The 23,756-nt window shown below is 71.3% G+C and carries 22 protein-coding genes; 15 read left to right on the plus strand and 7 right to left on the minus strand.

The genetic code is table 11. The annotated features are described in order from the left end of the window. Positions 1–191 precede the first annotated feature (191 nt). The 8 genes from pflA (at position 192) to ACIQM4_RS14775 (ending at position 8,201) form a co-directional block, all read left to right on the plus strand. Complete coding sequence (pflA, locus tag ACIQM4_RS14740; RefSeq protein ID WP_401591000.1) at positions 192–1,019, plus strand: pyruvate formate-lyase-activating protein; 828 nt, start codon at positions 192–194, stop codon at positions 1,017–1,019. Between the two features lie 189 nt (positions 1,020–1,208). After that, entirely contained in the window at positions 1,209–2,285 is a 1,077-nt protein-coding gene (locus ACIQM4_RS14745) for an MFS transporter (protein ID WP_401591002.1), read from the plus strand. A 17-nt stretch (positions 2,286–2,302) separates the two neighbouring features. Further along, positions 2,303–4,642, plus strand: coding sequence for a molybdopterin oxidoreductase family protein (locus ACIQM4_RS14750; RefSeq protein ID WP_401591421.1), 2,340 nt, complete (start codon positions 2,303–2,305; stop codon positions 4,640–4,642). 6 nt (positions 4,643–4,648) lie between these two features. After that, positions 4,649–5,248 (plus strand): 4Fe-4S dicluster domain-containing protein, encoded by a 600-nt coding sequence (locus ACIQM4_RS14755; RefSeq protein ID WP_362417721.1) that lies wholly within the window; start codon positions 4,649–4,651, stop codon positions 5,246–5,248. Continuing rightward, complete coding sequence (locus tag ACIQM4_RS14760) at positions 5,245–5,964, plus strand: Rieske (2Fe-2S) protein (protein WP_401591005.1); 720 nt, start codon at positions 5,245–5,247, stop codon at positions 5,962–5,964. The genes ACIQM4_RS14755 and ACIQM4_RS14760 overlap by 4 nt, the downstream gene beginning before the upstream one ends. Then, the gene (locus ACIQM4_RS14765; RefSeq protein WP_401591008.1) at positions 5,961–6,473 is read left to right on the plus strand and encodes a hypothetical protein; all 513 of its coding nucleotides are present in this window, start codon (positions 5,961–5,963) and stop codon (positions 6,471–6,473) included. The genes ACIQM4_RS14760 and ACIQM4_RS14765 overlap by 4 nt, the downstream gene beginning before the upstream one ends. Before the next feature lie 5 nt (positions 6,474–6,478). Continuing rightward, positions 6,479–7,921, plus strand: coding sequence for an MFS transporter (locus ACIQM4_RS14770; protein WP_401591011.1), 1,443 nt, complete (start codon positions 6,479–6,481; stop codon positions 7,919–7,921). A gap of 91 nt (positions 7,922–8,012) precedes the next feature. After that, a complete protein-coding gene (locus ACIQM4_RS14775) occupies positions 8,013–8,201 on the plus strand; it encodes a hypothetical protein (RefSeq protein WP_401591013.1) in 189 nt (62 codons plus the stop codon). A gap of 145 nt (positions 8,202–8,346) precedes the next feature. Here the strand turns inward: ACIQM4_RS14775 and mscL are convergent, their stop codons facing one another. From mscL to ACIQM4_RS14805, 6 genes are all read right to left on the minus strand, one after another. Further along, entirely contained in the window at positions 8,347–8,814 is a 468-nt protein-coding gene (gene mscL, locus ACIQM4_RS14780; protein WP_401591016.1) for a large conductance mechanosensitive channel protein MscL, read from the minus strand. Positions 8,815–8,955: 141 nt separating this feature from the next. Beyond that, positions 8,956–9,429: a hypothetical protein gene (locus ACIQM4_RS14785; RefSeq protein ID WP_401591423.1), complete on the minus strand. Its 474-nt coding sequence runs from the start codon at positions 9,427–9,429 to the stop codon at positions 8,956–8,958. Positions 9,430–9,656: 227 nt separating this feature from the next. After that, complete coding sequence (locus ACIQM4_RS14790) at positions 9,657–10,496, minus strand: S-methyl-5'-thioadenosine phosphorylase (protein WP_401591018.1); 840 nt, start codon at positions 10,494–10,496, stop codon at positions 9,657–9,659. Positions 10,497–10,598: 102 nt separating this feature from the next. After that, on the minus strand, positions 10,599–10,967 hold the full coding sequence (locus ACIQM4_RS14795; protein ID WP_401591020.1) for an FmdB family zinc ribbon protein: 369 nt from the start codon (positions 10,965–10,967) through the stop codon (positions 10,599–10,601). 66 nt (positions 10,968–11,033) lie between these two features. Next, positions 11,034–12,326 carry an MFS transporter gene (locus ACIQM4_RS14800; protein ID WP_401591023.1) on the minus strand — a complete coding sequence of 431 codons (1,293 nt, stop codon included), beginning with the start codon at positions 12,324–12,326 and terminating at the stop codon, positions 11,034–11,036. Between the two features lie 206 nt (positions 12,327–12,532). Beyond that, entirely contained in the window at positions 12,533–14,137 is a 1,605-nt protein-coding gene (locus tag ACIQM4_RS14805; RefSeq protein WP_401591026.1) for a potassium/proton antiporter, read from the minus strand. 181 nt (positions 14,138–14,318) lie between these two features. Between ACIQM4_RS14805 and ACIQM4_RS14810 the strand changes: the two genes are divergently transcribed. Further along, positions 14,319–17,189, plus strand: coding sequence for a penicillin acylase family protein (locus ACIQM4_RS14810; protein ID WP_401591029.1), 2,871 nt, complete (start codon positions 14,319–14,321; stop codon positions 17,187–17,189). Here ACIQM4_RS14810 and ACIQM4_RS14815 read toward each other — a convergent pair. Then, positions 17,170–17,814: a 5-formyltetrahydrofolate cyclo-ligase gene (locus tag ACIQM4_RS14815; protein ID WP_401591425.1), complete on the minus strand. Its 645-nt coding sequence runs from the start codon at positions 17,812–17,814 to the stop codon at positions 17,170–17,172. The genes ACIQM4_RS14810 and ACIQM4_RS14815 overlap by 20 nt on opposite strands. A gap of 103 nt (positions 17,815–17,917) precedes the next feature. Here ACIQM4_RS14815 and galU point away from each other — a divergent pair, with 103 nt between their 5' ends. The 6 genes from galU to glpR all read left to right on the plus strand — a co-directional run bounded on the left by galU (position 17,918) and on the right by glpR (position 23,654). Next, positions 17,918–18,841 (plus strand): UTP--glucose-1-phosphate uridylyltransferase GalU, encoded by a 924-nt coding sequence (gene galU / locus ACIQM4_RS14820; RefSeq protein WP_401591032.1) that lies wholly within the window; start codon positions 17,918–17,920, stop codon positions 18,839–18,841. A gap of 3 nt (positions 18,842–18,844) precedes the next feature. Continuing rightward, entirely contained in the window at positions 18,845–20,203 is a 1,359-nt protein-coding gene (gene glp, locus ACIQM4_RS14825; protein ID WP_401591035.1) for a gephyrin-like molybdotransferase Glp, read from the plus strand. An 87-nt stretch (positions 20,204–20,290) separates the two neighbouring features. After that, positions 20,291–20,806 (plus strand): cyclic pyranopterin monophosphate synthase MoaC, encoded by a 516-nt coding sequence (moaC, locus tag ACIQM4_RS14830; protein WP_401591038.1) that lies wholly within the window; start codon positions 20,291–20,293, stop codon positions 20,804–20,806. A gap of 164 nt (positions 20,807–20,970) precedes the next feature. Continuing rightward, positions 20,971–21,510 (plus strand): molybdenum cofactor biosynthesis protein B, encoded by a 540-nt coding sequence (locus ACIQM4_RS14835; RefSeq protein WP_401591427.1) that lies wholly within the window; start codon positions 20,971–20,973, stop codon positions 21,508–21,510. A 17-nt stretch (positions 21,511–21,527) separates the two neighbouring features. Then, a complete protein-coding gene (locus tag ACIQM4_RS14840; protein ID WP_401591041.1) occupies positions 21,528–22,130 on the plus strand; it encodes a GNAT family N-acetyltransferase in 603 nt (200 codons plus the stop codon). Positions 22,131–22,346: 216 nt separating this feature from the next. Beyond that, on the plus strand, positions 22,347–23,654 hold the full coding sequence (gene glpR / locus ACIQM4_RS14845; protein ID WP_401591043.1) for a gephyrin-like molybdotransferase receptor GlpR: 1,308 nt from the start codon (positions 22,347–22,349) through the stop codon (positions 23,652–23,654). Positions 23,655–23,756: the final 102 nt, after the last annotated feature.

The following is a 23,756-nucleotide window of genomic DNA, read 5'->3' on the forward strand; positions in this document are numbered from 1 at the left end:
CCTGAGCCCCTGAGCCCCTGAGCCCCCTCGGCCCTTGGGCCACCGGCCCGCCGCCTCGCGGCGGCGGGCGCCGCCCGCGGAGACCCGCGGGCCCCAGATCCGTACGGCGCCGGGGCCGATCCCCCTGACCTCACCCGGCCCCGGCGCCGTACGAAAAACCGTTTCTCCGCCCCGCCCAGGAGGCACCTGCCATGACCGCCGTACTGCTCGCGAGCGAGATCCCCGTACGGGCGGCCGCCCCGGCCGTCGTCGACTGCGCGACCCCCGCCGCCGCCGCCACCCACCGGCCGGTCACCGGCTCGGTGCACTCCTGGGACCTGTCCACCGGCGTCGACGGGCCCGGCACCCGCTTCGTCACCTTTCTCTCCGGCTGCCCGCTGAGCTGCCTGTACTGCCACAACCCGGACACGATGGCGATGCGCAACGGGAAGCGGTACGCGGCGGACGACATCGTCGCCGAGGCCGCGAAGTACACGACGTTCATCAGGGCCTCCGGCGGCGGCGCCACCATCAGCGGGGGTGAGCCGCTCCTCCAGCCGGTCTTCGCGGGCGAACTCCTCCACCGCTTCAAGCACGAGCTCGCCCTGCACACCGCCCTGGACACCTCGGGCTACCTGGGCGCCCGCGCCACCGACGCCCTGCTCCGCGACGTCGACCTGGTTCTCCTCGACATCAAGTCCTGGGACCCGGCGACCTACCGGAAGGTCACCGGCCGCGAGCTCGCCCCCACCCTGGCCTTCGGGCGCCGGCTGGCCGACCTGGGCAAGGAGGTCCATGTGCGGTTCGTGCTGGTCCCCGGCCTCACGGACGACCCCGCGAACATCGAGGGGGTCGCCGCCTTCGCCGCCTCCCTCGGTGTCGTCTCCCGCGTCGACGTGCTGCCCTTCCACAAGCTGGGCGAGGCGAAGTGGGACGCCCTCGGCAAGAACTTCACCCTGCGCGACACCCCCTCGCCCGGTCCGGCGGAGGTCGCCGCCGCCCGGGAGATCTTCGAGGGACACGGCTTGTACGCCGTCTGAGTGTCCCGAGGGGTGAAAGCGCATCTTTCGCCCTAATTTGATGGGGTGACCGAGCCCTCCATTGCACCTCCGGACCCGCCCTCCCCACCGAACCCCGTGGGCAGCGGCGCCCCGCCCCGTGGGCAGCAGGGCCACCCGGCGGGCGGCCCTGGCGGGCGAGGGACGGCCCCGGGCGGGGCCGCGGCCTCCGTGCCCACCACCCCGGTCCCGCCCGAGGCCGCCGTCCTGCCCGCCGCGACCCCGCCCTCCGTCACCCGCCGCGCCACCCTCACCGGCGCTGTCGTCTCCCTGCTCCTCATCCTCGCCATCTACTTCGGCAGCCGGATGCTGAGGGACTTCGACTCCGCCCTCATCCCGTACGCGGTCGCGAGCATCTTCCTCGCCTTCGGCGTTGCCTACCGCTACACCGTCTGGATCTCCGCCCCCGGTGCCCGACGGCTCTTCAAGCGGGGCTGGGGCAGCCTCTTCTCCGCCGAGAACTTCCGCAAGGCGCCCACCGCGCTGCCCAGGATGATCGCCACCTACCTGGGCTTCCAGAAGTTCCTCGGCGCCCGCTCGCACGCCCGCTGGGCCGCCCACCAGCTCATCTTCTGGGGCTGCATCCTGGCCGCCGCGATCACCTTCCCGCTCACCTGGGGCTGGTTCACCTTCACCTCGGGCAGCGGCTCGGGCCCCGGCTACGAGATGCGGATCTGGGGCATCAAGGTCCTCGGCTACGACTCCTCCAGCCTGATCGGCTGGCTGATGTTCCACGGCCTGGACATCGCCGCCGTCCTGGTCATCCCCGGCGCCTCGTACTTCCTGTGGCGCCGGATGAAGGACCGCGGCGCGATGACGGGACAGCGCTTCGCCTACGACCTGGTCCCGCTCATCGCCCTGATCGTGATCTCGGTGACCGGACTGCTGCTCACCTTCTCCTCGATCTTCCTGCACGGCGGAGGCTACGAGTTCCTGGCGATCCTGCACATGGTCTCGGTCGTCTTCACCCTCATCTACATCCCCTTCGGGAAGTTCTTCCACATCGTGCAGCGGCCCGCGGCCGTCGGGATGCAGCTGTTCAAGTACACCGGCCGGCAGCAGGAGGAGATCTTCCACTGCCGCCGCTGCAACACGCCGATCGACACCGCGCCGTACGTCGAGAACCTTGAGGCGACCATGCGCGACCTGCAGCTCGACTTCGCCCAGTGGGCCGAGTACTGCCCGCGCTGCAAGCGCGAACTGCGCGGCAACGCCTATCTCTCGCACGTCAAGAAGGGTTTCAAGTGACCGCGCAGGACGTCCCGCTGGGACGCACCGTACGGGGCGACCGGCCCGCCGCAGCGGCAGGCGGGCGCATCCCGCTCGACCCCTCCATCGCACCCCCAGGCACCCGCGGCTTCCGCGACGCCGGCGGCATCCCCGCCGACCAGTGGCACGCCGACCAGAACGGCGAGACCCTCGTGCCCACCCACTGCTGCTTCTGTGGCGTGCAGTGCGGGATGTACCTGCGCGTCGACAAGGGCGGCAAGGTCTTCGGCGTCGAGCCGCGCAACCACGACATCAACCGGATGCGGCTGTGCCCCAAGGGCATCAACGCCTACCAGCAGGTCAACCACCCCGACCGGCTGACCGCCCCGCTGATGAGGCGCTCCCGCGACGAGGAGTTCCGGGAGGTCTCCTGGGAGGAGGCCCTCGACTTCACCGCGTCCGAGGTGCGCCGGATCCAGCAGACGTACGGGAACGACGCGTTCGGCCTGCTCGGCGGCGCGAGCCTGTTCTCGGAGAAGACGTACCTGGTCGGCAAGTTCGCCCGGGTCGCGCTCAAGACGCGGCACGTCGACTACAACGGGCGGCTGTGCATGGTCTCCGCCGCGGGGGCCAACAAGCTGACCTTCGGCATCGACCGCGCGGGCAACCCGTTCTCCGACATCCTGCTCACCGACTGCCTGCTGATCGCGGGCTCCAACGTCGGCGAGTGCTTCCCGGTGCTCACCCAGTACGTGTGGGGCGCTCGGGACCGGGGGGCCACGCTCATCGTGATCGACCCGCGCGAGACGGCGGTGGCCCGCACGGCCGACATCCACGTCGCCCTCAAGCCGGGCACGGACTCGGCGTTCTTCAACTCCCTGCTGCACGTCGTCGTACGGGAGAAGCTCGTCGACGAGGCCTACCTGGCGGCGTACGCCACCGGCTGGGAGGAGGTCAGGGCCAAGGTCGCCGAGTACCCCCCGGAGCGGGCCGCCGAGATCTGCGGGGTCCCGGCCGCGCAGATCGAACAGGTCGCCCGGGTCTTCGCGGGGGCGGGCAAGGCGATGGCCTGGCACGCACGCGGCATCGAGCACCACTCCCAGGGGGTCGAGAACTGCCTGTCGGTCATCAACCTGTGCGTGGCCACCGGCAACATCGGCAAGCCGGGCGCCGGCTACGGCACGCTCACCGGCCAGGGCAACGGGCAGGGCGGCCGCGAGCACGGCCAGAAGTCCGACCTGCTGCCCGGCGGGCGCTCGATCATGAACCCCGAGCACCGCCGGCAGATCTGTGAGATCTGGGGCATCGAGGAGTCCGAACTCCCGCCCGCCGGCACCTCGATGATGGAGATGGTCTGGCAGATGCAGCGCGGCGAGATCCGCGGAATGATCGGCATCTGCAACAACCCGTTCGTCTCACTGCCCAACTACCGGGTGGTGAAGGAGGGTTACGACGCGGCCGAGTTCCACGCCCAGTTCGACTTCTTCCTCTCGGAGACGGCGGCCAACGCGCACGTCGTCTTCCCGGTCACCAGCTGGGCCGAGGACGAGGGCGTGATGGCCAACGCGGAGGCCCGCGTCGTCAAGCACAACAAGGCGCAGGAGCCCCCGGCCGGCGTCCGCACCGACACCTGGGTGATGTGCCAGCTCGCCCAGCGCCTCGGCGCGGGGGACAAGTTCGCCTTCGCCGGGTCGCGGGAGGTCTTCGACGAGCTGCGGGTGGCCTCCGCCGGCACCGTCAACGACTACTACGGCATCACCTACGAACGCCTGGAGGAGACCGGCGGCATCGTCTGGCCCTGCCCGGACACCGAGCACCCCGGCACCCCGCGCCTCTTCGAGGACGGCAAGACCTACCACCCCGACGGCAAGTTCCACCTCCAGGTGGTCGAGTGGCACCTGCCGATGGACCCGTACGACGACGAGTTCCCGATGACGCTCACCACGGGACGCACCGTCGCGCACTTCCTCTCCGGCAACCAGACCCGTCGGCTCGGCGCGCTCGTCGAGCAGACCCCGCGTCCCTGGGTGGAGGTGCACCCCTCGCACGGCTTCCGCAACGGCGACCCGGTGCGCGTGGTCACCCGGCGCGGCAGCTCCGTATACCCGGCGCTGGTGACGGAGGCGATCCGCCCCGACACCTTCTTCATCCCGTACCACTGGCCGGCGCCGACCGCCGCGAACGTCCTGACCATCGACGCCCTCGACCCCCGCTCCAAGATCCCGGAGTACAAGGTCTGCGCCTGCCGGATCGAGCGGGCGGAGCGGATCGACGAGGTTCCCGCGCCACCGGTGGCGCCGGGCCACCAGGCGTACCCCGAGACCCAGGTCTCCCGCACCGACCCCCTGCCGCCCACCGCCCCACAGGGCAGGGCAACCGCAGAAGAGAGGCGCTGACCAGCCATGATGGGTAAAACGATCTTCATTGACCCGGGTCGCTGCATCGGCTGTCAGGCCTGTGTGTCGGCCTGCCGCGAATGCGACTCGCACCGCGGCAAGTCGATGATCCACCTCGACTACACCGAACCCGGCCAGTCCGTCGCCTCCCTCCCCACGGTCTGCATGCACTGCGAGGACCCGGTCGCGCCCTGCGCCGAGGTCTGTCCCGCCGACGCGATCCTGGTGACCGCGGACGGGGTGGTCCAGCAGGCCGACACCACCCGCTGCATCGGCTGCGCCAACTGCGTCAACGCCTGTCCGTTCGGGGTCCCCAAGATCGACCTTGAGGCCAAGCTCCAGATGAAGTGCAACCTCTGTTACGACCGCACCGCCTACGGGCTCGCGCCCATGTGCGCCACGGTCTGCCCGACCGGTGCCCTCTTCTACGGAACTCTCGAAGAGCTCCAGGCCGAGCGTCCGGGCGTCCAGGTCGCCGACTCCTTCGCGTTCGGCGACGTGATGGTCTCCACGGGGGTCGCGATGGTCGTCCCCGCGGACAAGGTCCAGTGGCCGGTGCCCGGCGGGCTCCCGGTCGTCGAGGTGAACGGGGTCGACGTCCGATGACCACAGTCCAGCCGCCCCCGCCCGGGGGCCCCGGCGGCACGCCACCGGTGGACTCCGGCAGCACCGCCACGGCCACCAGCACCGACGACGCCCAGGCCGCCCTGCGCGACCGGATCAGCGCCGACTCCCTCACCACCCGGCGCGACTACCTGCGCATCGTCGCCACCGTCTCGGGCGGCCTCGCGGTCGGCGGCCTGGCGGTCGCCGGGGGAGTGCTGCACCGGCACGGCGAGGCCCAGGGCGACGGCGCGCCCGAGCCGAAGAAGATCGCCGACGGCCTGCAGCCCGGCGACTCGCTCGCCTTCCGCTACCCGGGCGAGGAGGACCGCGCCGTCGCCGTGCGCCTCACGGACGGTTCCCTGGTCGGCTACTCCGCGGTCTGCACCCACCTCGCCTGCGCGGTCCTGTGGCGCAAGGAACGCGGCACCGAGGGCGAGCTCTACTGCCCCTGCCACGAGGGCATCTTCGACGCCCGCACCGGTGAGGTCACCGCGGGCCCACCGCCCCGGGCGCTTCCCAAGGTCGTCGTCGTCGAGGAGTCGGACGGCAGCATCTGGGCGATCGGCACCACCCGCTCGGGCGAGAGCGTCGAGGACGGCCTCTGTCGCCAGATCGTCGACAAGCACCCCGAGTTCGCCGCCCGTGTCGGCTGCCCGGGAGCCACCGCCCCCCGGCGCACCCCCGCCGACCCCCGCGAGCAGCAGAGGCAGACATGACCGACCGCCCCCCGAACCCACCCCCCGGCCCGAACGCCTCCGGCACCCCCGCGTCCGGCACCCCCGCGTCCGGTGCCGCCGCCCCCGGCCCGAACGCCCCCGGCCCGAGCCCCACCCCTAGCCTGAACACCGCTCCCGGCCCGCACACCGCCACCGGGCCCTCGCGGCCCGTCTACCGTCCCGGCAGCGCCGACCCGCGTCTCAACCGCCCGGTCCGCGAGCGCTACCCGCAGATCCGGCCCACCAGCGGTTACGGCGACCCCCGGGTCCGCCACACGGGCCCCGGCCCCGGCGCGGGCACCGAGCACGAGCCGGAACGCTCGGCCAAGCTCACCGCCCGCCTGCTCCTCGCCATGTCCGTGGTCATCGGCCAGTTGTGGGCCCTGACCATCACCGTCAACGAGTGGATGAAGGGCGACACCGGCACCGCCTGGTGGGGTGCGGGGTTCCTCTGTCTCTCCTTCGCGGCCGTCCTCATCCTCTGGCTCCTCGACCCCAAGGACCGGTGACTCCCATGTCCACCGCAACTCCGGCATCCCCCGGCACCGGCAGCGAGCCCGGCGCCGGCGCCGACACCTACCGGCCCGGCACCACGATCACCGACTGGCGCCCGGAGGACGACTCGTTCTGGCGGTCCACCGGCCGCAAGGTGGCCAGCCGCAACCTGTGGATCTCGGTCCCCGCACTGATGCTGGGCTTCGTCGTCTGGCAGGTCTGGTCGGTGACGGTCGTCAAGCTCGGCGACGTCGGCTTCGGCTACTCCAAGTCGCAGCTCTTCTGGCTGACCGCCATCCCCGGCATCACCGGCGGCACCTTCCGGATCCTCTACACCTTCATCGGGCCGATCTTCGGCGAGCGGAAGTTCACCGCGTTCTCCACGATCATCCTGATCGCCCCGATGCTGTGGCTGGGCTTCGCGCTCCAGGACACCTCCACGCCGTACTGGGAGATGGCCCTGATCGCCGCGGTCTGCGGACTCGGCGGCGCGAACTTCGCCTCTTCGATGGCCAACATCGGCTTCTTCTTCCCCAAGCGGGAGAAGGGCAACGCCAACGGTATGAACGGCGGCCTCGGCAACCTGGGCGTCTCCGTCGTCCAGCTCGTCGCCCCGCTGGTCGTCACCGCGGCCGTGCTCCTCGCCCCGGCGGGCGGCCCGCTGAAGAGCAAGAAGACCGGCGAGGACGTCTGGCTCCAGAACGGCGCTTTCCTCTGGGTGCCGCTGCTGGTGATCGTGGCGCTGCTCGCGTGGTTCCTGATGAACGACCTCAAGGTCGCCGCCGCGCCGTTCAGCCAGCAGAAGATCATCTTCAAGCGGAAGCACAACTGGCTGATGACCTGGCTCTACGTCGGGACCTTCGGTTCGTTCATCGGCTTCGCCGCGGCCCTGCCGAACCTGATCAACACCACCTTCACGCCGATCAACTCGGCCTACTCGGCGACGACGTACGCCTGGATCGGGCCGTTCGTCGGGGCGCTCGCCCGCTGGGGCGGCGGCTGGCTCGCCGACAAGATGGGCGGCGCCCGCGTGACCATGCTGTCCTTCGTCGGGATGGGGATCGCCCTGGTCGTCGTGATCAGCGCGCTGCCGGGCGGCGGCGGAAACGGAAACTTCTGGGTCTTCTACGCGGGCTTCCTCGTCGCCTTCCTCTTCTGCGGCCTGGGCAACGGCTCGACCTTCCGGCAGATCCCGGTGATCTTCCGTGACCAGCACCTGAAGAGTGCGGCGGGCGGCAGCGACGAGGAGAAGGCGGCCGCGCTCAAGCAGTCGGAGATGGAGTCCGGGGCGGTCATCGGCTTCAGCTCGGCCATCGCGGCCTACGGCTTCTTCTTCATCCCCGCGATGTTCGCGAACTTCCCCGTGGTGAGTTCGCTGTGGGTGTTCGTCGGCTTCTACGTCACATGCCTGGCGGTGTGCTGGTGGTTCTACGCCCGCAAGGGCGCCGAGGCCCCCAGCTGACCCGGTGCCCCCAGTTGACCCGGTGCCCCCAGCTGACCCGGTGCCCCCAGCCGACCCGGGGGCACCGGGCCGGCCGCCGTACCCTGGAGGCATGAGCACTCCCGAGTCCGCCACCCCCGAGCCGGCCGGCCGCCCCAGGCCCCGGCTGGTCTTCGACGACCCGCTGGACCAGCAGTCGTCGGACGACACCGACGGCGGCTGGGGCGAGCGGCCCGCCGGGGGCGGCGGCGCGGCGGACCTCGCCCGCTTCCTGGACGAGAAGCCGCCCCACCACGTCTGAACCGGCCGGGGGACACATCCGGCGAGGCGGGTCCGCACGGGGCGCGGGACGCACCCGGGGAGGCGCGGCAGGAGGGTCTCCGTGCCTGCGGGGCGCGGCCGGGGTGCTTCCGCGCCTACCCGGCGCGTCAAGGCCGTTTCCGCGCCTACGGGTTGCCGTGCCCCGGTCCGCGTTGGGCGACCAGAGCGTCCCTGATCTCCTTCAGCACCTCGATCTCCGTGGCGTCCATCACCTCGTCGGTCGCCTCCTTCGCCTTCTCCTTGGCAGCCCGCCTGGCGAGGTACTTCGCCATCGGCAGCACCATCAGGAAGTAGACGACGGCTGCGGTGATCAGGAAGCTCAGCACCGCGCTGAGCACCGTGCCCCACATGATCGGGATGCCCTGCATGGTCCCGTCGACGACCTTGCACGGGTTCTTCAGGCAGGAGCTGTACTTCTCCAGGTCCTGCGTGCCGAACGCGCCGACCAGCGGATTGATCACGCCCTTCACGATCGAGTTCACGATGTTGGTGAAGGCGGCGCCGATGACCACGGCGACCGCGAGATCGATCACGTTGCCGCGCATCAGGAAGGCCTTGAAGCCTTCCAGCACACTGGTCTTCTCTTCGCTCACGAGTGAGCCTCATTTCGCAAGTGCAGGGGGCAGAGCAAATATCCCCGCAACTTACGGCAGCACCCGTCGCCACTGTCCAATCCTGCAACCCGTATCGGTGACGACACTGCTCGTCAGCTCGATTCGGCGCCGCCCCGGTGTTCAACACAGCGTCACCACCAGCCGGGACGCCGCCCCTTCGCCCGCCAGCCGGGCCGCGACGGACCGGGGAACCGCCAGCACCACCAGTGCTCCGTCGGCCGCGGCGGCCCCCGCCGGTTCCGGCAGCCCGCTCACCCGGGCCCCGGTCGCCACCACGCGGGCCGCGGGACTTCCGCCGCCGGTCGGGGGGTTGGGCGCGGCGATCACGTCGACGCGGTCCCCTGTTCGCAGCAGCCGTACCGTGGCCGCGTCCGCGATCCGTACCGGCGCGTGCACCGTCTCGGCCTGCGGGGCCGCCCGCCCGCGCACCTGCTCGGGCGCGCCGGCCGGCGCCGGGTGCGCCTCGACACGGTCCGTGCCGCGTGGCGCCCAGGCGGCCAGGGCCGCAGCGGTCACCGCGAGCCCCGCCGCCACCAACCGGCGCCTGCGCCGCACGGCCCGCCACAGCCCGTGCCGGACCCCGCCGCCTCGCACTCGCAACGGGGCGAATTCCGGCACTCCGCACGGCTCGGGCGCCGACGGGGGTGGCAGGGGCAGGGGCAGAGGAGGCGAAGCAGCAGGGGACGACACGGAAAATCACCACCAGGTCATGAGGGGCGTTCGCTCTGAACACCCCTCACGATCCCCGCGTTCCGCCGATCCCGCCGAGGCCTGTGCACAGTCCTCGGACTGTGGACAACTCGCTCACCCCCGAGGGTGATTCAGAGCTCGATCCCCGTCTCCAACCCGTCCAGCGCGTGGGCGCACAGGCAGTCCCGAGTGGCGTTCGCGGGGAGCCCGGCCACCGCGTCGAACAGCACCCCGCGCAACCGGTCCACGTTGGCGCCGAACACCTTCAGCACCTCCTCGTGGCTGACGCCCTCACCCGTCTCGGCCCCGGCGTCCAGGTCCGTGACCAGCGTCATCGACGTGTAGCAGAGCCCCAGTTCACGTGCGAGCACCGCCTCCGGGTGACCCGTCATGCCGACCACGGACCAGCCCATCGACGCGTGCCAGCGCGATTCGGCCCGGGTCGAGAAGCGCGGTCCTTCGACGACCACCAGCGTGCCGCCGTCCACCGGCTCCCACTCCCGTCCGCGCGCCGCGGCCAGCGCGGCCTCGCGGCCCACGGGGCAGTACGGGTCGGCGAAGGACATGTGCACGACCGCGGGCAGCTTTCCCTCGACCGCCGTCTCACCGTCGTAGAACGTCTGCGTCCTGGTCTTCGTACGGTCGACGAGCTGGTCGGGAACGAGCAGGGTGCCGGGACCGTACTCGGCCCGCAGTCCGCCCACGGCGCACGGTCCGAGCACCTGGCGGGCTCCCACCGAGCGCAGCGCCCACAGGTTGGCGCGGTAGTTGATGCGGTGCGGCGGCAGGTGGTGGCCGCGCCCGTGCCGGGGGAGGAACGCCACCCTCCGGCCGGCGATCTCGCCCAGGAACAGCGAATCGCTGGGCTTTCCGTAAGGCGTGTCCACCGCCACCTCGGTCACGTCCTCCAGGAAGGAGTAGAAACCCGAACCGCCGATGACACCGATCTCTGCCTGCGCTGCGTTCACCATGGCCGTCAGCCTAGGACCTGCCCCGCGGCGGCCGTCGGCCCGGGGCCGTCGCACGCCGAAGTCCCCGCCGTCGGTGACGGCGGGGACTTGGGGACACGGTTCTCAGGCGGCCGAGGACGACCCCGAGGAGGAGCTCGACGAGCTCGACGAAGACTTCGACGACGAGGCGGACGAGGCCGTGGACGACGACGAAGCCGCGGGCTTCGACTCGGATCCACCGCTCGACGATCCACCGTTCGACGAGGACGAGGCGGTCTTCGAGGCCGAGGACGCCGCCGTGCTGCTCGACGAGGAACCGCGGCTGTCGTTCCGGTAGAAACCGGAACCCTTGAAGACGATGCCGACCGCAGAGAAGACCTTCTTCAGGCGTCCCTGGCAGTTCGGGCACTCGGTCAGTGCGTCGTCGGTGAACTTCTGAACGGCCTCAAGGCCTTCGCCACACGCGGTGCACTGGTACTGGTAGGTCGGCACTTGCTCCTCCTGGCACTCTCACTCGATGAGTGCTAACGACGGTCCATAGTGACGTATTCCGCTGGATCAGTCCACCGTGACCGGCACGCGGTGACCCACACCACGTGCCGCGACCCGCCCCGAGGACCGCGGCAGCAGCCGCGAGCGGAGCAGTACCAGCACGGTCAGGGCCAGCGCCGTGCCGCCCAGCGGCACCAGGAATCCGGCGCTCGAACCGTGTGCGTCGGTCAGCCTGCCGGCCACCGTCACCGCCATGGCCTGGCCGAACGCGACGGCGCCGGTCAGCCAGGTGAAGGCCTCCGTGCGCGCGGTGGCCGGGACGAGCGTCTCGACCATCGTGTAGCCGGTGATCAGCGCGGGCGCGATGCACAGGCCCACCAGCAGCCCCAGGCCGGCGAGCAGCGGCACCGAGTGCACCGCCCACAGTCCGGACGCGAAGAGCGTCAGACCCACGTAGCCGGTCATCAGACGCCGGCGCGGGCCGATCTTCCAGGCGATGGTGCCGCAGGCGACGCCCGCGAGCATGTTGCCGCCCGCGAAGATCCCGTACAGCAGCCCGTTCATGCCCGGGTTGCCGGCCTCGGCCGCGAACGCGGTCAGCGAGACCTGCATGCCGCCGAAGACGGAGCCGATGCCCAGGAAGGCCACCGCGAGCACCCGTACGCCCGGCACGGACAGCGCCGAGACGTGCGGGGCGCGCTCGGCGCCCGCGGTGCGGCTCGGGGCGGGCTGGGTGCGCTTCTGCGCCGCGAAGAACAGGCCGCCCGCCAGGGTCAGCGTCGCCTCCGCGATCAGGCCGGCCGCCGGGTGCACGCCGGTGCACAGCGCGGTCGCCAGCACCGGGCCCACCACGAACGTGAACTCGTCCGTCACGGACTCGAAGGCCGCGGCCGTCGACATCAGGGGCGAGCCGTCCAGCTTGGCGGCCCAGCGCGCCCGCACCATCGGCCCGATCTGCGGCACCGAGGCACCGGCGGGGACCGCCGCCGCGAACAGCGCCCACAGGGGCGCGTCGGCGAGGGCGAGCGCGGTCAGGGCGGCGACGGACGCCGTGTGCACCAGCACCCCTGGCAGCAGCACCGCGCGCTGTCCGAACCTGTCCGCGAGCTTGCCGCTCTGCGGGGCGAACAGCGCCATGGAGACACCGGTGACGGCGGCGACGACGCCCGCGGTGCCGTACGACCCGGTGGTGTGCTGCACCAGCAGCACGATGCCGATGGTCAGCATCGCGAAGGGCTGCCTGGCCAGGAAGCCGGGGAGCAGATAGGACCAGACCCCGGGGGTACGCAGCAATTGCCCGTAGCCGGGACGCCTGGTCGTGTCGTGCGTGGTGGCGTCGGTCGTGACCGTGTTCGTCACGGCCCTTGCCTTTCTGCCGCCTGGTAGCGCATCCCTTTGCACGCACGTCGTACGTGGGCACGCATTGCGTGCGGAAGCCGCCGAGAGCTGTCCTCTTGCGCAGGACCGGCGGTAGGTACCAGGGCCCGGTCGATACCGGGGCAGGCCGCCGTGCGGTCGCGCCAGCCCTGCGTCAGGCAGAGTTGGTCGATCAATTCACCTTCATGCTACAGGGGCTTTCGCAGTGTCGCCCTTGCTTTCGCTGCCGCGGGCCGTGGCGCGGGTTCTTTTCCGGTACCGAGCCAGTCCGCCAGCTTGCCGCCCTGGCCGACTGCCCGCAGCCGCCGCTCGGCCGAGTCCCGCACCGGGTCGGTGGCCACCACCAGCAACTCGTCCCCGCGCCGCAGCACGGTCATCGGCTGCGGCACAAAACTGGTGCCGTCGCGCACGACGAGGGTGACGGCGGCGCCGGGCGGCAGCCGGAGCTCGCCCACCTCGACGCCGTGCATCAGGGACTTCTCCGGGATCGCCACCGACAAGAGGTGGCCGCGCAGCCGCTCCAGCGGCGCCGACTCGATGCCCAGGTCGGCGGTCTCGCCGCTGTCGCCCAGCTTCAGCCGCCGCGCCACCCAGGGCAGCGTCGGCCCCTGCACCAGTGTGTAGACGACCACCAGCACGAAGACGATGTTGAAGATCTGGTCGCTGTCCTCGACGCCGCCCACCATCGGGATGGTGGCCAGCACGATGGGCACCGCCCCGCGCAGCCCCGCCCACGACAGCAGTACCTGTTCGCGCACCGGCGTACGGAAGGGCAGCAGGCTCAGTAGTACGGAGGCGGGCCTCGCCACCATCGTCAGGACGAGGCCGACGACGATCGCGGGCCAGATGTCGTCGAGCAGCTCGTGCGGGGTGACCAGCAGGCCGAGCAGGACGAACATGCCGATCTGGGCCATCCAGCCGAGGCCGTCGGCGAAGCCGCGGGTGGCGGGCCAGTGCGGCAGCTTGGAGTTGCCCATGATCACGGAGGCGAGGTAGACCGCGAGGAAGCCACTGCCGTGCGCCATGGCACCGGCCGCGTACGCCGTCACCGCGATGGCCATCACGGCGATCGGGTAGAGGCCGGACGCGGGCAGGGCCACGCTGCGCAGGCCGAGCGAACCGAGCCAGCCGACCGCGAGTCCGATGGCCGCGCCTATGGCGAGTTCGAGGGCGATCTCGCCCACCAGTGCGTACCAGGTGTCCACCGGGCCCGCCGCGGAGAACGCGACGACGAGGATGACCACCGGGGCGTCGTTGAACCCCGATTCGGCCTCCAGGATGCCCGTCAGGCGGGACGGCAGCGGCACCTTGCGCAGTACGGAGAAGACGGCCGCGGCGTCCGTCGAGGACACCACCGCGCCGATGATCAGTGCCTGCCGCCAGTCGAGGCCCACCAGGTAGTGCGCACCCGTCGCCGTGATGCCCACGCTCACCGCGACGCCGAAGGTCGACATGATGACCGCCGACGGCAGCGCGGGTTTGACCTCCTTCCACTTCGCCCCCAGACCGCCCTCGGCCAGGATCACGACGAGTGCGGCATAGCCGATCACCTGGGTCAGCTCGGCGTTGTCGAAGGCGACGTTGCCGATGCCGTCCTGGCCCAGGGCGATGCCGATGCCGAGATAGACCAGCAGGCTGGGCAGCCCGCTGCGCGACGAGAGGCGCACCGCCGCGACCGCGACGAGCAGCACCACCGCGCAGATGAGCAGGAGTTCGTTGAGCTGGTGGACAGTCAGGGGCCGGTCCTTTCCTGGAGCCTGCCGGATCGATCCTCCAGCGGCGTGCCTGCGCAAGGTAGTTTCATTACCTTACCTAATCTTTGACGCTTCCTTAACGCCTTTCCCCAACCACCTCGCAGTGGGCCTGCGGAGACCGGGTCGACGGCGGTACGGGAGACCGAGTCAGGAGCGGTACGGGGCTGCGCCTATGGTTGCTCCAGCACTCCAGGACCACCCTGCCCCGCGAAGGACAGCGATGCCCGCCACCACACCCGCCCCTTCCGCTGCCCCGCAAGGCAAGAAAAAGAAGAAGGGGCGCGCCCGCCTGCTCGTCGTCGTGCTGGTGCTGGCGATCGTCGCGGGGGTCGGCTACGGCACGTACTGGAGCGTCAGCACCGTGCGCGCCTCGTTCCCCCAGACCAGCGGCGAGCTCACGCTCGACGGCCTGGCGGGACCGGTCGACGTCAAGCGCGACGCCAGCGGAATCCCGCAGATCTACGCCTCGTCGGACACCGACCTCTTCCGCGCCCAGGGCTTCGTCCAGGCCCAGGACCGGTTCTACGAGATGGACGTCCGCCGGCACATGACCTCGGGCCGTCTCTCCGAGATGTTCGGCTCGGGACAGGTCGAGACCGACGCCTTCCTGCGCACGCTCGGCTGGCGCCAGGTGGCGCAGAAGGAGTACGAGACCAAGCTGTCGCCGGAGACCAAGAAGTACCTCCAGGCGTACGCGGCGGGCGTCAACCAGTACCTCAAGGGGCGGTCCGACAAGGACATCTCCGTCGAGTACGCGGCCCTCGGCTTCACCACCGACTACACGCCCGAGGAGTGGACCCCGGTCGACTCGGTGGCGTGGCTCAAGGCGATGGCCTGGGACCTGCGCGGCAACATGCAGGACGAGATCGACCGCTCGCTGATGACGAGCCGCCTCGACCAGAAGCAGATCGCCGACCTCTATCCGGCCTACCCCTTCGACCGGCACAAGCCGATCGTCGAGGAGAACCTGGCCAGGACGAGCGGCGGCACGGGCACAGGTACAGGTACAGGCACAGGCACAGGTACTAACAGCGGCTCCGGCGCGGGCACCAGCGGTACGGGCAGCGGCACCGGTACGGGTACGGGTACGGGCAGCAGCAGTACCGGCACCGGAAATGGCAGCAGTACCGGCACCGGCACCGGTAGCACCACCCAGGGGCTCCAGTCCCAGCTCTCCCGCGTCTCCGACGCCCTCGACAAGATCCCGGCCCTGCTCGGCCCCAATGGCAACGGCATCGGCTCCAACTCCTGGGTGGTCTCCGGATCGAAGACCACCACCGGCAAGCCGCTCCTCGCCAACGACCCGCACCTCGCCCCGCAGATGCCGTCCCTCTGGTACCAGATGGGCCTGCACTGCCGTGAGGTCTCCGCGCAGTGCCAGTACGACACGGCGGGCTACACCTTCTCGGGGATGCCGGGCGTGGTCATCGGTCACAACCAGGACATCGCCTGGGGCATGACCAACCTCGGCGCCGACGTCACCGACCTCTACCTGGAGAAGGTCGGCCCCAACAACACCTACCTGTACGACGGCAGGGAGAAGCCCTTCAAGACCCGCGAGGAGACCATCAAGGTCGCCGGCGGCGCGTCGAAGAAGATCACTGTCCGCTCCACCGACAACGGCCCGCTGGTCTCCGACCGCAACGGCGAGCTGGAGACGGTCGGCCAGAAGGCACCCGTCACCAACGCCGCCCCCGACCGCGGCAACGGCTACGCGGTCTCCCTGCGGTGGACCGCCCTGGACCCGGGCAGGTCCATGGACGCCGTCTTCGAGCTCAACCGGGCCAAGAACTTCACCCAGTTCCGGGCCGCCGCAGCCCACTTCGAGGTGCCGTCGCAGAACCTGATCTACGCCGACACCCAGGGCAACATCGGCTACCAGGCGCCGGGCACCATCCCGATCCGCAAGGGTGGCCGCGACGGCCGGCTGCCCGCCGCGGGCTGGGAGTCCAGGAACGGCTGGAGCGGCTTCGTTCCGCAGGCCCAGCTGCCCTACGAGTACAACCCGAGCCGCGGCTACATCGTCACCGCCAACCAGGCCGTGGTGGATGCCAAGAAGTACCCGTACCTGCTCACCGAGGACTGGGGGTACGGCGCCCGCAGCCAGCGCATCAACGACCTGATCGAGTCCAAGACCAAGGACGGCGGCAAGATCAGCTCGGACGACATGCGGACCATGCAGATGGACAACAGCAGTGAGATCGCCAAGCTGCTGACGCCCTACCTGCTGAAGCTGGACGTCTCCAAGGACCCCTACGTCCGCGAGGCACAGAAGCTGCTGGAGGGCTGGGACTACACCCAGGAGTCCGACTCCGCGGCCGCCGCGTACTTCAACGGCGTCTGGCGCAACATCCTGAAGCTGGCGTTCGGCAACAAGATGCCGAAGGAACTCCGGGTCAAGGGACAGTGCCTGTACGTCCGCGGAGCCGATGGTTCCGGACCGGTCGACGACCTCGCCAAGCCCACCCGGGAGTGCGGCGAGCGGGACGGCGACACGGCGCAGCCCGACGGCGGCGACCGCTGGTTCGAGGTCGTGCGCAACCTGGTCAAGGACGAGAAGAACGAGTGGTGGTCCTCGCCCGCCTCCCGCACGGACAAGGCCACCACGACCCGTGACGAGCTGTTCGCGCGGGCCATGGAGGACGCCCGCTGGGAGCTGACCTCCAAGCTCGGCAAGAACATCACCACGTGGAACTGGGGCCGGCTGCACCAGCTCACGCTGAAGAACCAGACCCTCGGCACCGAGGGCCCCGGCTTCATCCAGTACCTCCTCAACCGCGGCCCGTGGAACCTGGGCGGCGGCGAGGCGGCCGTCAACGCCACCGGCTGGAACGCGGCCGGCGGCTACGAGGTCGTCTGGGTCCCGTCGATGCGCATGGTCGTCAACCTCGGCGCGCTCGACAAGTCCCGCTGGATCAACCTGACCGGCGCCTCGGGCCACGCCTACAGCCCGAACTACAGCGACCAGACGGACAAGTGGGCCAAGGGCGAGCTGCTGGACTGGCCGTTCTCCAAGGCCGCGGTCGACAGGAGCACCACCGACACCCTGGTACTCAACCCGGGCAAGGAAGTCACACCGGGCGAGCAGTAGAGAAGCGCCGGACGCCGCCGGGCGTCACCACCGCGTGCACGGGGTGGTCGTGGGGTTCCGCCGGAACCTCGTCGACCACCTCGTTCTCGTACAGCAGCACCACCAGTGGCAGCGCGACGGGCGGCGCGGCGCTCACGCGCGCGCGTGGCGGCCGTGGGCCGGCGCTCTCCAGGCGCGCCAGCACCCGGTCGTACGACCCGCCGCCGCGCCCCAGCCGCATCCCGTGCCGGTCCACCGCGAGACCCGGCAGCAGCACCGCTCCCGCGTCGCGTACGGCGTCCACCCCTTGTCGGGGCCCGCTCGGCTCCAGCAGCCCCCTGGCGGCCCGTACAAGGCCCTCCTGGCCCTCGTACGCCGCCCAGTCCAGGTCGTTGTCGGGCAGCAGCACCGGGAGCAGCACGCGCACCCCGCGCGCGTGGAGTGCGTCCAGGAGCACGCGGGTGCCGGGCTCGCGGCCGATCGAGACGTACGCGGCGACCGTGTCCGCGCCGCCGAGTTCGGGCAGCTCCAGTGCGTGCGCGGCGAGAACCGTGGCGGCCCCCTCGGCGTCTTCCACCGACAACAGGCGCCGCCGTCGGAGGAGTTCGCTCCGCAGCGCGGCCTTACGTGCCACACGGTCCGTCATCTCGGCGTCGCCCACGGTCACTTAACCTCCGTTATTCGCGCGTACTGCAACAAAAAGGCTGGAAGCCGACCTTCCGTCAGGGTCCAGCCGATATCGTTCCGGCATGACTCAGGCCCACCCCAGGATCAGTAAGGCTGTCATCCCGGCAGCGGGACTCGGCACGCGCTTCCTGCCCGCCACCAAGGCGACGCCCAAGGAAATGCTGCCGGTCGTCGACAAGCCCGCCATCCAGTACGTCGTCGAGGAGGCCGCCGCGGCGGGCCTGTCCGACGTACTGATGGTCACCGGCCGCAACAAGCGCCCCCTTGAGGACCACTTCGACCGCAACTACGAACTGGAGTCGGCCCTCACCAAGAAGGGCGACGCGGGGCGCCTGGCGAAGGTCCAGGAGTCCAGCGACCTGGCGACCATGCACTACGTCCGCCAGGGCGACCCGCGCGGCCTCGGCCACGCCGTCCTGTGCGCCGCGCCGCACGTCGGCGACGAGCCCTTCGCCGTGCTCCTCGGCGACGACCTGATCGACCCGCGCGACCCCCTGCTGGCCCGCATGGTGGAGATCCAGGAGCTGCACGGCGGCAGCGTCATCGCCCTCATGGAGGTCGACCCGGACCACATCCACATGTACGGCTGCGCGGCCGTCGAACCGACCGCGGACAGCGACGTCGTACGGGTGACGGGACTCGTCGAGAAGCCGGAGCGGGCCGAGGCGCCCAGCAACCTCGCGGTCATCGGCAGGTACGTCCTGGACCCGGCCGTCTTCGGGGTGCTGCGCGAGACCGCACCGGGCCGCGGCGGCGAGATCCAGCTCACCGACGCGCTCCAGAAGCTCGCGGTCAGGGACGGTTCGGGCGCCGGTGACGAGAAGAGCGGCGGACCCGTCCACGGTGTGGTCTTCAAGGGCCGGCGCTATGACACCGGGGACCGCGGGGACTATCTTCGGGCGATTGTCAGACTCGCATGCGAACGTGAAGACCTGGGCCCGGACTTCCAGACCTGGCTCCGCAGGTACGTCACCGAGGAGATGTAGCAAGTGAGCACCACCGAAGCACCGCCCGCCGCCCCGCACGACGGCGGTCACGGCCCCGACCGCGTCTGGTCGGTGGACGAGCACCTCGACGACGTCCTCGGCGCGGTCCGCCCGCTGGAGCCCATCGACCTCCAACTCCCGGACGCGCAGGGCTGTGTGCTCGTCGAGGACGTCATCGTCCCCGTGGCACTGCCGCCCTTCGACAACAGCTCGATGGACGGGTACGCGGTCCGGGTGGCCGACGTCACCGGCGCGAGTACGGAGTTCCCCGCCGTGCTCACCGTCATCGGCGACGTGGCGGCGGGTTCCGGTGGTGCCGACGCGCTCAGGGTCGGTCCGGGCGAGGCGGCCCGCATCATGACCGGAGCCCCGCTGCCGCCCGGCGCCGAAGCCGTCGTTCCGGTCGAGTGGACCGACGGCGGCACCGGCGGCGGCCCCGCCACCACCATGCGCGCCGCCGGGGCGAACCCGCAGGACTCCACCGGCGAGGTGCGCGTGCACCGGCCCGCGAAGGACCGCGCGCACGTCCGCGCGGCGGGCAGCGACGTCAGGGCGGGCGACATCGCCCTCTCGGCGGGCACGGTGCTCGGCCCGCCCCAGATCGGCCTGCTGGCCGCGATCGGCCGGGCCACGGTGCTCGTCCACCCGCGCCCCCGCGTCGTCGTCATGTCGACCGGCTCCGAACTCGTCCAGCCCGGCGAACGGCTGGCCGCGGGCCAGATCTACGACTCCAACAGCTTCGCCCTCACCGCCGCCGCCCGCGACGCGGGAGCCATCGCCTACCGCGCCGGAGCCGTCACCGACGACGCCGAGGAACTCCGCGCCACCATCGAGGACCAGCTGGTGCGCGCCGACCTCCTGGTCACCACCGGTGGCGTCAGCGTCGGCGCGTACGACGTCGTCAAGGAGGCGCTCGCCTCGGTGGCCGACGAGGACGAGCCCGGCAGCGGCGTCGACTTCCGGAAACTGGCCATGCAGCCGGGCAAGCCGCAGGGCTTCGGGACCATCGGCCCCGACCACACCCCACTGCTCGCACTCCCCGGCAACCCGGTCTCCAGCTACGTCTCCTTCGAGCTGTTCGTCCGCCCGGTGATCCGCGCCCTGATGGGCCTGCCGGACGTCCACCGCACGACGGTCCGCGCCACCCTCGCGGCGGACGGGCCCCTCGGCTCACCCTCCGGCAGGCGCCAGTTCCTGCGCGCGACGTACGACCCCGCGGCCGGCACGGTCACCCCCGTGGGCGGGTCCGGATCCCATCTGGTCGCGGCCCTCGCACACGCCGACTCACTGCTGGTCGTCCCCGAGGACACCACCGAGGTCGCGCCGGGGACGGAGGTCGAGGTGGTCCTGCTCACCCAGTGACCGGCGCGTGGCGGTACGGTGTCTGCCGCTGCGCCGTGGCAACGACTGCCCAGGCAACGACCGGCGCCGGAACGCGAGGCGGAGTTAATGAGTACGCAAGGCAGCCAGAGCAGCCCGACGGGCCCCCGGGCCCCGGCAGGGCTGACGCACATCGACGAGGCCGGCGCGGCTCGGATGGTCGACGTCTCCGAGAAGAACGTCACCACCCGCACCGCCCGCGCCAGCGGACGCGTCCTCGTCGCGCCACGCGTGATCGAGCTGCTGCGCGGCGAGGGGGTCCCCAAGGGCGACGCCCTCGCCACCGCACGCATCGCGGGCATCATGGGCGCCAAGCGCACCCCCGACCTGATCCCGCTCTGCCACCCCCTCGCCGTCTCAGGCGTCAAGGTCGACCTCTCGGTCGCCGACGACGCGGTCGAGATCCTCGCCACCGTGAAGACCACGGACCGTACGGGCGTCGAGATGGAGGCGCTCACGGCGGTCACCGTCGCGGCCCTGACCGTCATCGACATGGTCAAGGCGGTCGACAAGGGCGCCGTCATCACGGACGTACGGGTCGAGGAGAAGACCGGCGGCAAGTCGGGGGACTGGAACCGCTCATGACCCACAGCCACACGCACCGGTACGCGGACCCGATCACCGCCCTGGCCCCCGACGCCCCCGCCGGTACCGAGGACCGCCGCGCGTCCGAGGCGCACGCACCCCCGGGCGTCGTGCCAGTACCGGTCTCCGAACCCGGTTACCAGCCGCAGGAGCCAGGCGCCCCGATGCACGCGGGCCCGGACATCCGCCCGTACCGCGCACTCGTCGTCACCGCCTCCAACCGGGCGTCCGCGGGCGTCTACGCCGACAAGGGCGGCCCGCTCGTCGCCGAGGGGCTGGCCCGGATGGGCTTCATCGTGGACGGCCCCCGCGTCGTGCCCGACGGGGACCCCGTCGAGGCGGCCCTGCGCGACGGCGTGCTCCTCGCGTACGACGCCATCGTCACGACCGGCGGCACCGGGATCTCGCCCACCGACCGCACCCCCGACGCCACCCGCCGCGTCATCGACTACGAGGTCCCCGGCATCCCCGAGTCCATCCGGGCCGAGGGCCGCCCGCACGTCCCGACGGCCGCGCTCTCCCGGGGCCTCGCCGGAGTGGCCGGGGGCACGACCCTGATCGTCAACCTCCCCGGCTCCACCGGCGGTGTCCGCGACGGCCTCGCCGTCCTCGACCGGATCCTGCTGCACGCCGTCGACCAGCTGCGCGGCGGCGACCACCAGAGGCCCGCCGGCCCCGCCGGCCCGTCCGGGAGCGTCAACTGAACGGCTCCGCCTGGCCCGTGGAACTGGTGGACGGCGACATCACTCTCCGCCCGATAAAACTGCGCGACCAGCGGGCCTGGCGCGAGGTCAACCGGCGCAACCGCGAATGGCTCCGCCCCTGGGAGGCGACCGTTCCGCCCCCGCTGCCGACCGGCCCCGTCGCGCACCGGCCGACGTACCGTCAAATGGTGCGCCACCTGCGTACGGAGGCGAACGCCGGCCGGATGCTGCCCTTCGTCATCGAGTACCAGGGCCGGCTCGTCGGCCAGCTGACGGTCGCGGGGATCACCTGGGGTTCGATGTGTTCGGGCCACGTCGGCTACTGGGTGGACCGGGACGTGGCGGGCCGCGGCGTCATGCCGACCTCCGTCGCGCTCGCCGTCGACCACTGTTTCCGCACGGTCGGACTGCACCGCATGGAGGTCTGCATTCGCCCGGAGAACGGCCCCAGCCGCCGTGTCGTGGAAAAGCTCGGCTTCCGCGAGGAGGGCGTGCGCCCGCGCTATCTGCACATCGACGGGGCCTGGCGCGACCACCTCGTCTACGCGCTGACCTCGGAGGAGGTCGTGCCGGAAGGGGTGCTCGGCCGGTGGCGGCGCCGTTCGGCGGCGCAGCAATGACATCCGGCGGGGCAGTGTCAGCGCCGGAGCAATGACATCCGGCGGGACAGTGACATCCGACGAGGCCGTGACATCCAAAAGAATGAAATAAATGTTCGAATTCGGTCGTGAGTGCAATCCCGGACGCCAAAAAAGTTCGGAATATCAGACAGATACGCCCGACACACCGGCCCAATTGGCCGATGGCTCCCTCCGGGCCCCTCTACGGTGTGAGGTGTGAGCAGCAGCGGCCTGATCTACGCAGTCATTGTCGGGGCCTGGGCCGCCTACTTGGTGCCGATGTGGCTCCGCAGGCAGGACGAACTCAACGAGGCCCGTCCGACGGAACGCTTCAGCACCGCCATCCGGCTTCTGTCCGGACGGGCGGCGATGGAGCGCCGGTACGCCAAGGAGCTCCAGCAGCGCCCGGCCGACGAGCAGGACGGCACGGCGGACAGCGACCCCGAAGCCCCCGACAGCGCGGACCCCGCGACCGACCCGGTCGACGTCCGCGACTTCGCGGCGCCTCCTTCCAGGACCGAACGCCCGGCGGCCCGCGAGCAACCGCGCGACCACGTCAGGGAAAAGCTCCGGGAACCGTCCCACCCCCAGCCGTCGCACGGCCGGCAGGACCGGGACCAGCAGCCCCGGGGCCAGGAGGAGCGGGAGGCGCAGGCGCGGGACGAGTCCGCCCGGGACCGGTCCCGTCGCTCCATGGGCGGGGAGGCCGCGCAGCCCTCCGCGGGCGCCGCAGAGCGGGCCCGCCGCTCCAAGGTCCTCGCCCGGCGCCGCCGCACCACCGTGCTGCTCTTCGCCGCCTTCACCCTCGGCACGATCGTCGCCGCGGTCGGCGGGCTCCGCTACCTCTGGGCGCCCGGAATCCCGGCCGTACTGCTCAGCGCGTACATCGTGCACCTGCGCGGCCAGGAGAAGCGCCGGTTCGCGTTCACCATGGACCGACGGCGCGCGGAGCTGGCCGCCGAGCGGCTGCGCGAGCAGCGGACCCAGCAGGTCCGCCGTCCCGTACCGCAGTCTCCGACGGCCGACCAGCACCACGGTCACCACCCGCGCCACCCCCACCCCCCGCACCAGCGCGCCGAGAGCGACGGACGTCCCGAGCCGGAGCCCGCCCCCGCCGTCTCCCCGCAGGAGGCCGGCCGGCGCGCACTGGTCGAGCAGACCGACCACGCCGAGTGGGTCGACCAGCAGCGCGAGCGTGAGCGTGGCGGCCCCCGCGGCGAGAGCTGGGAGCCGGTTCCGGTTCCGCTCCCCACGTACGTCACCGCGCCGGTCGCCCCGCGCGCCACCGGTGACCTCGACCTCGGCGCCCCGGGCACCTGGAGCTCCGCCCGTTCCAGCACCGCCGAGCCGGCAGTGCCTCCGGCGGCCGACGCCGACTCCTCGGGCTCCTCGGCATCCGCGGCGCAGGAGGCGGCCCCGCGTCGCCAGCGTCCGCAGCAGGGGCGCCGGTCACGCGACCGCGGACGCACCCCGCTCTTCGACCAGTACGACGAGGACGAGCGGCCCCGCGCCGCCAACGAGTGACGGACGCGGCGCGCCCGCCGAAGGACCCGCCGCAGGTGGGGGCGTCGGCGGGCGGCCGGAACGGATTACCGAGCACCCCGGAAGAGGTGCTAGAGTTCTACT

The sequence above is a fragment of the Streptomyces sp. NPDC091272 genome (genome assembly GCF_044757485.1).
In the GTDB taxonomy this organism is placed as follows: domain Bacteria; phylum Actinomycetota; class Actinomycetes; order Streptomycetales; family Streptomycetaceae; genus Streptomyces.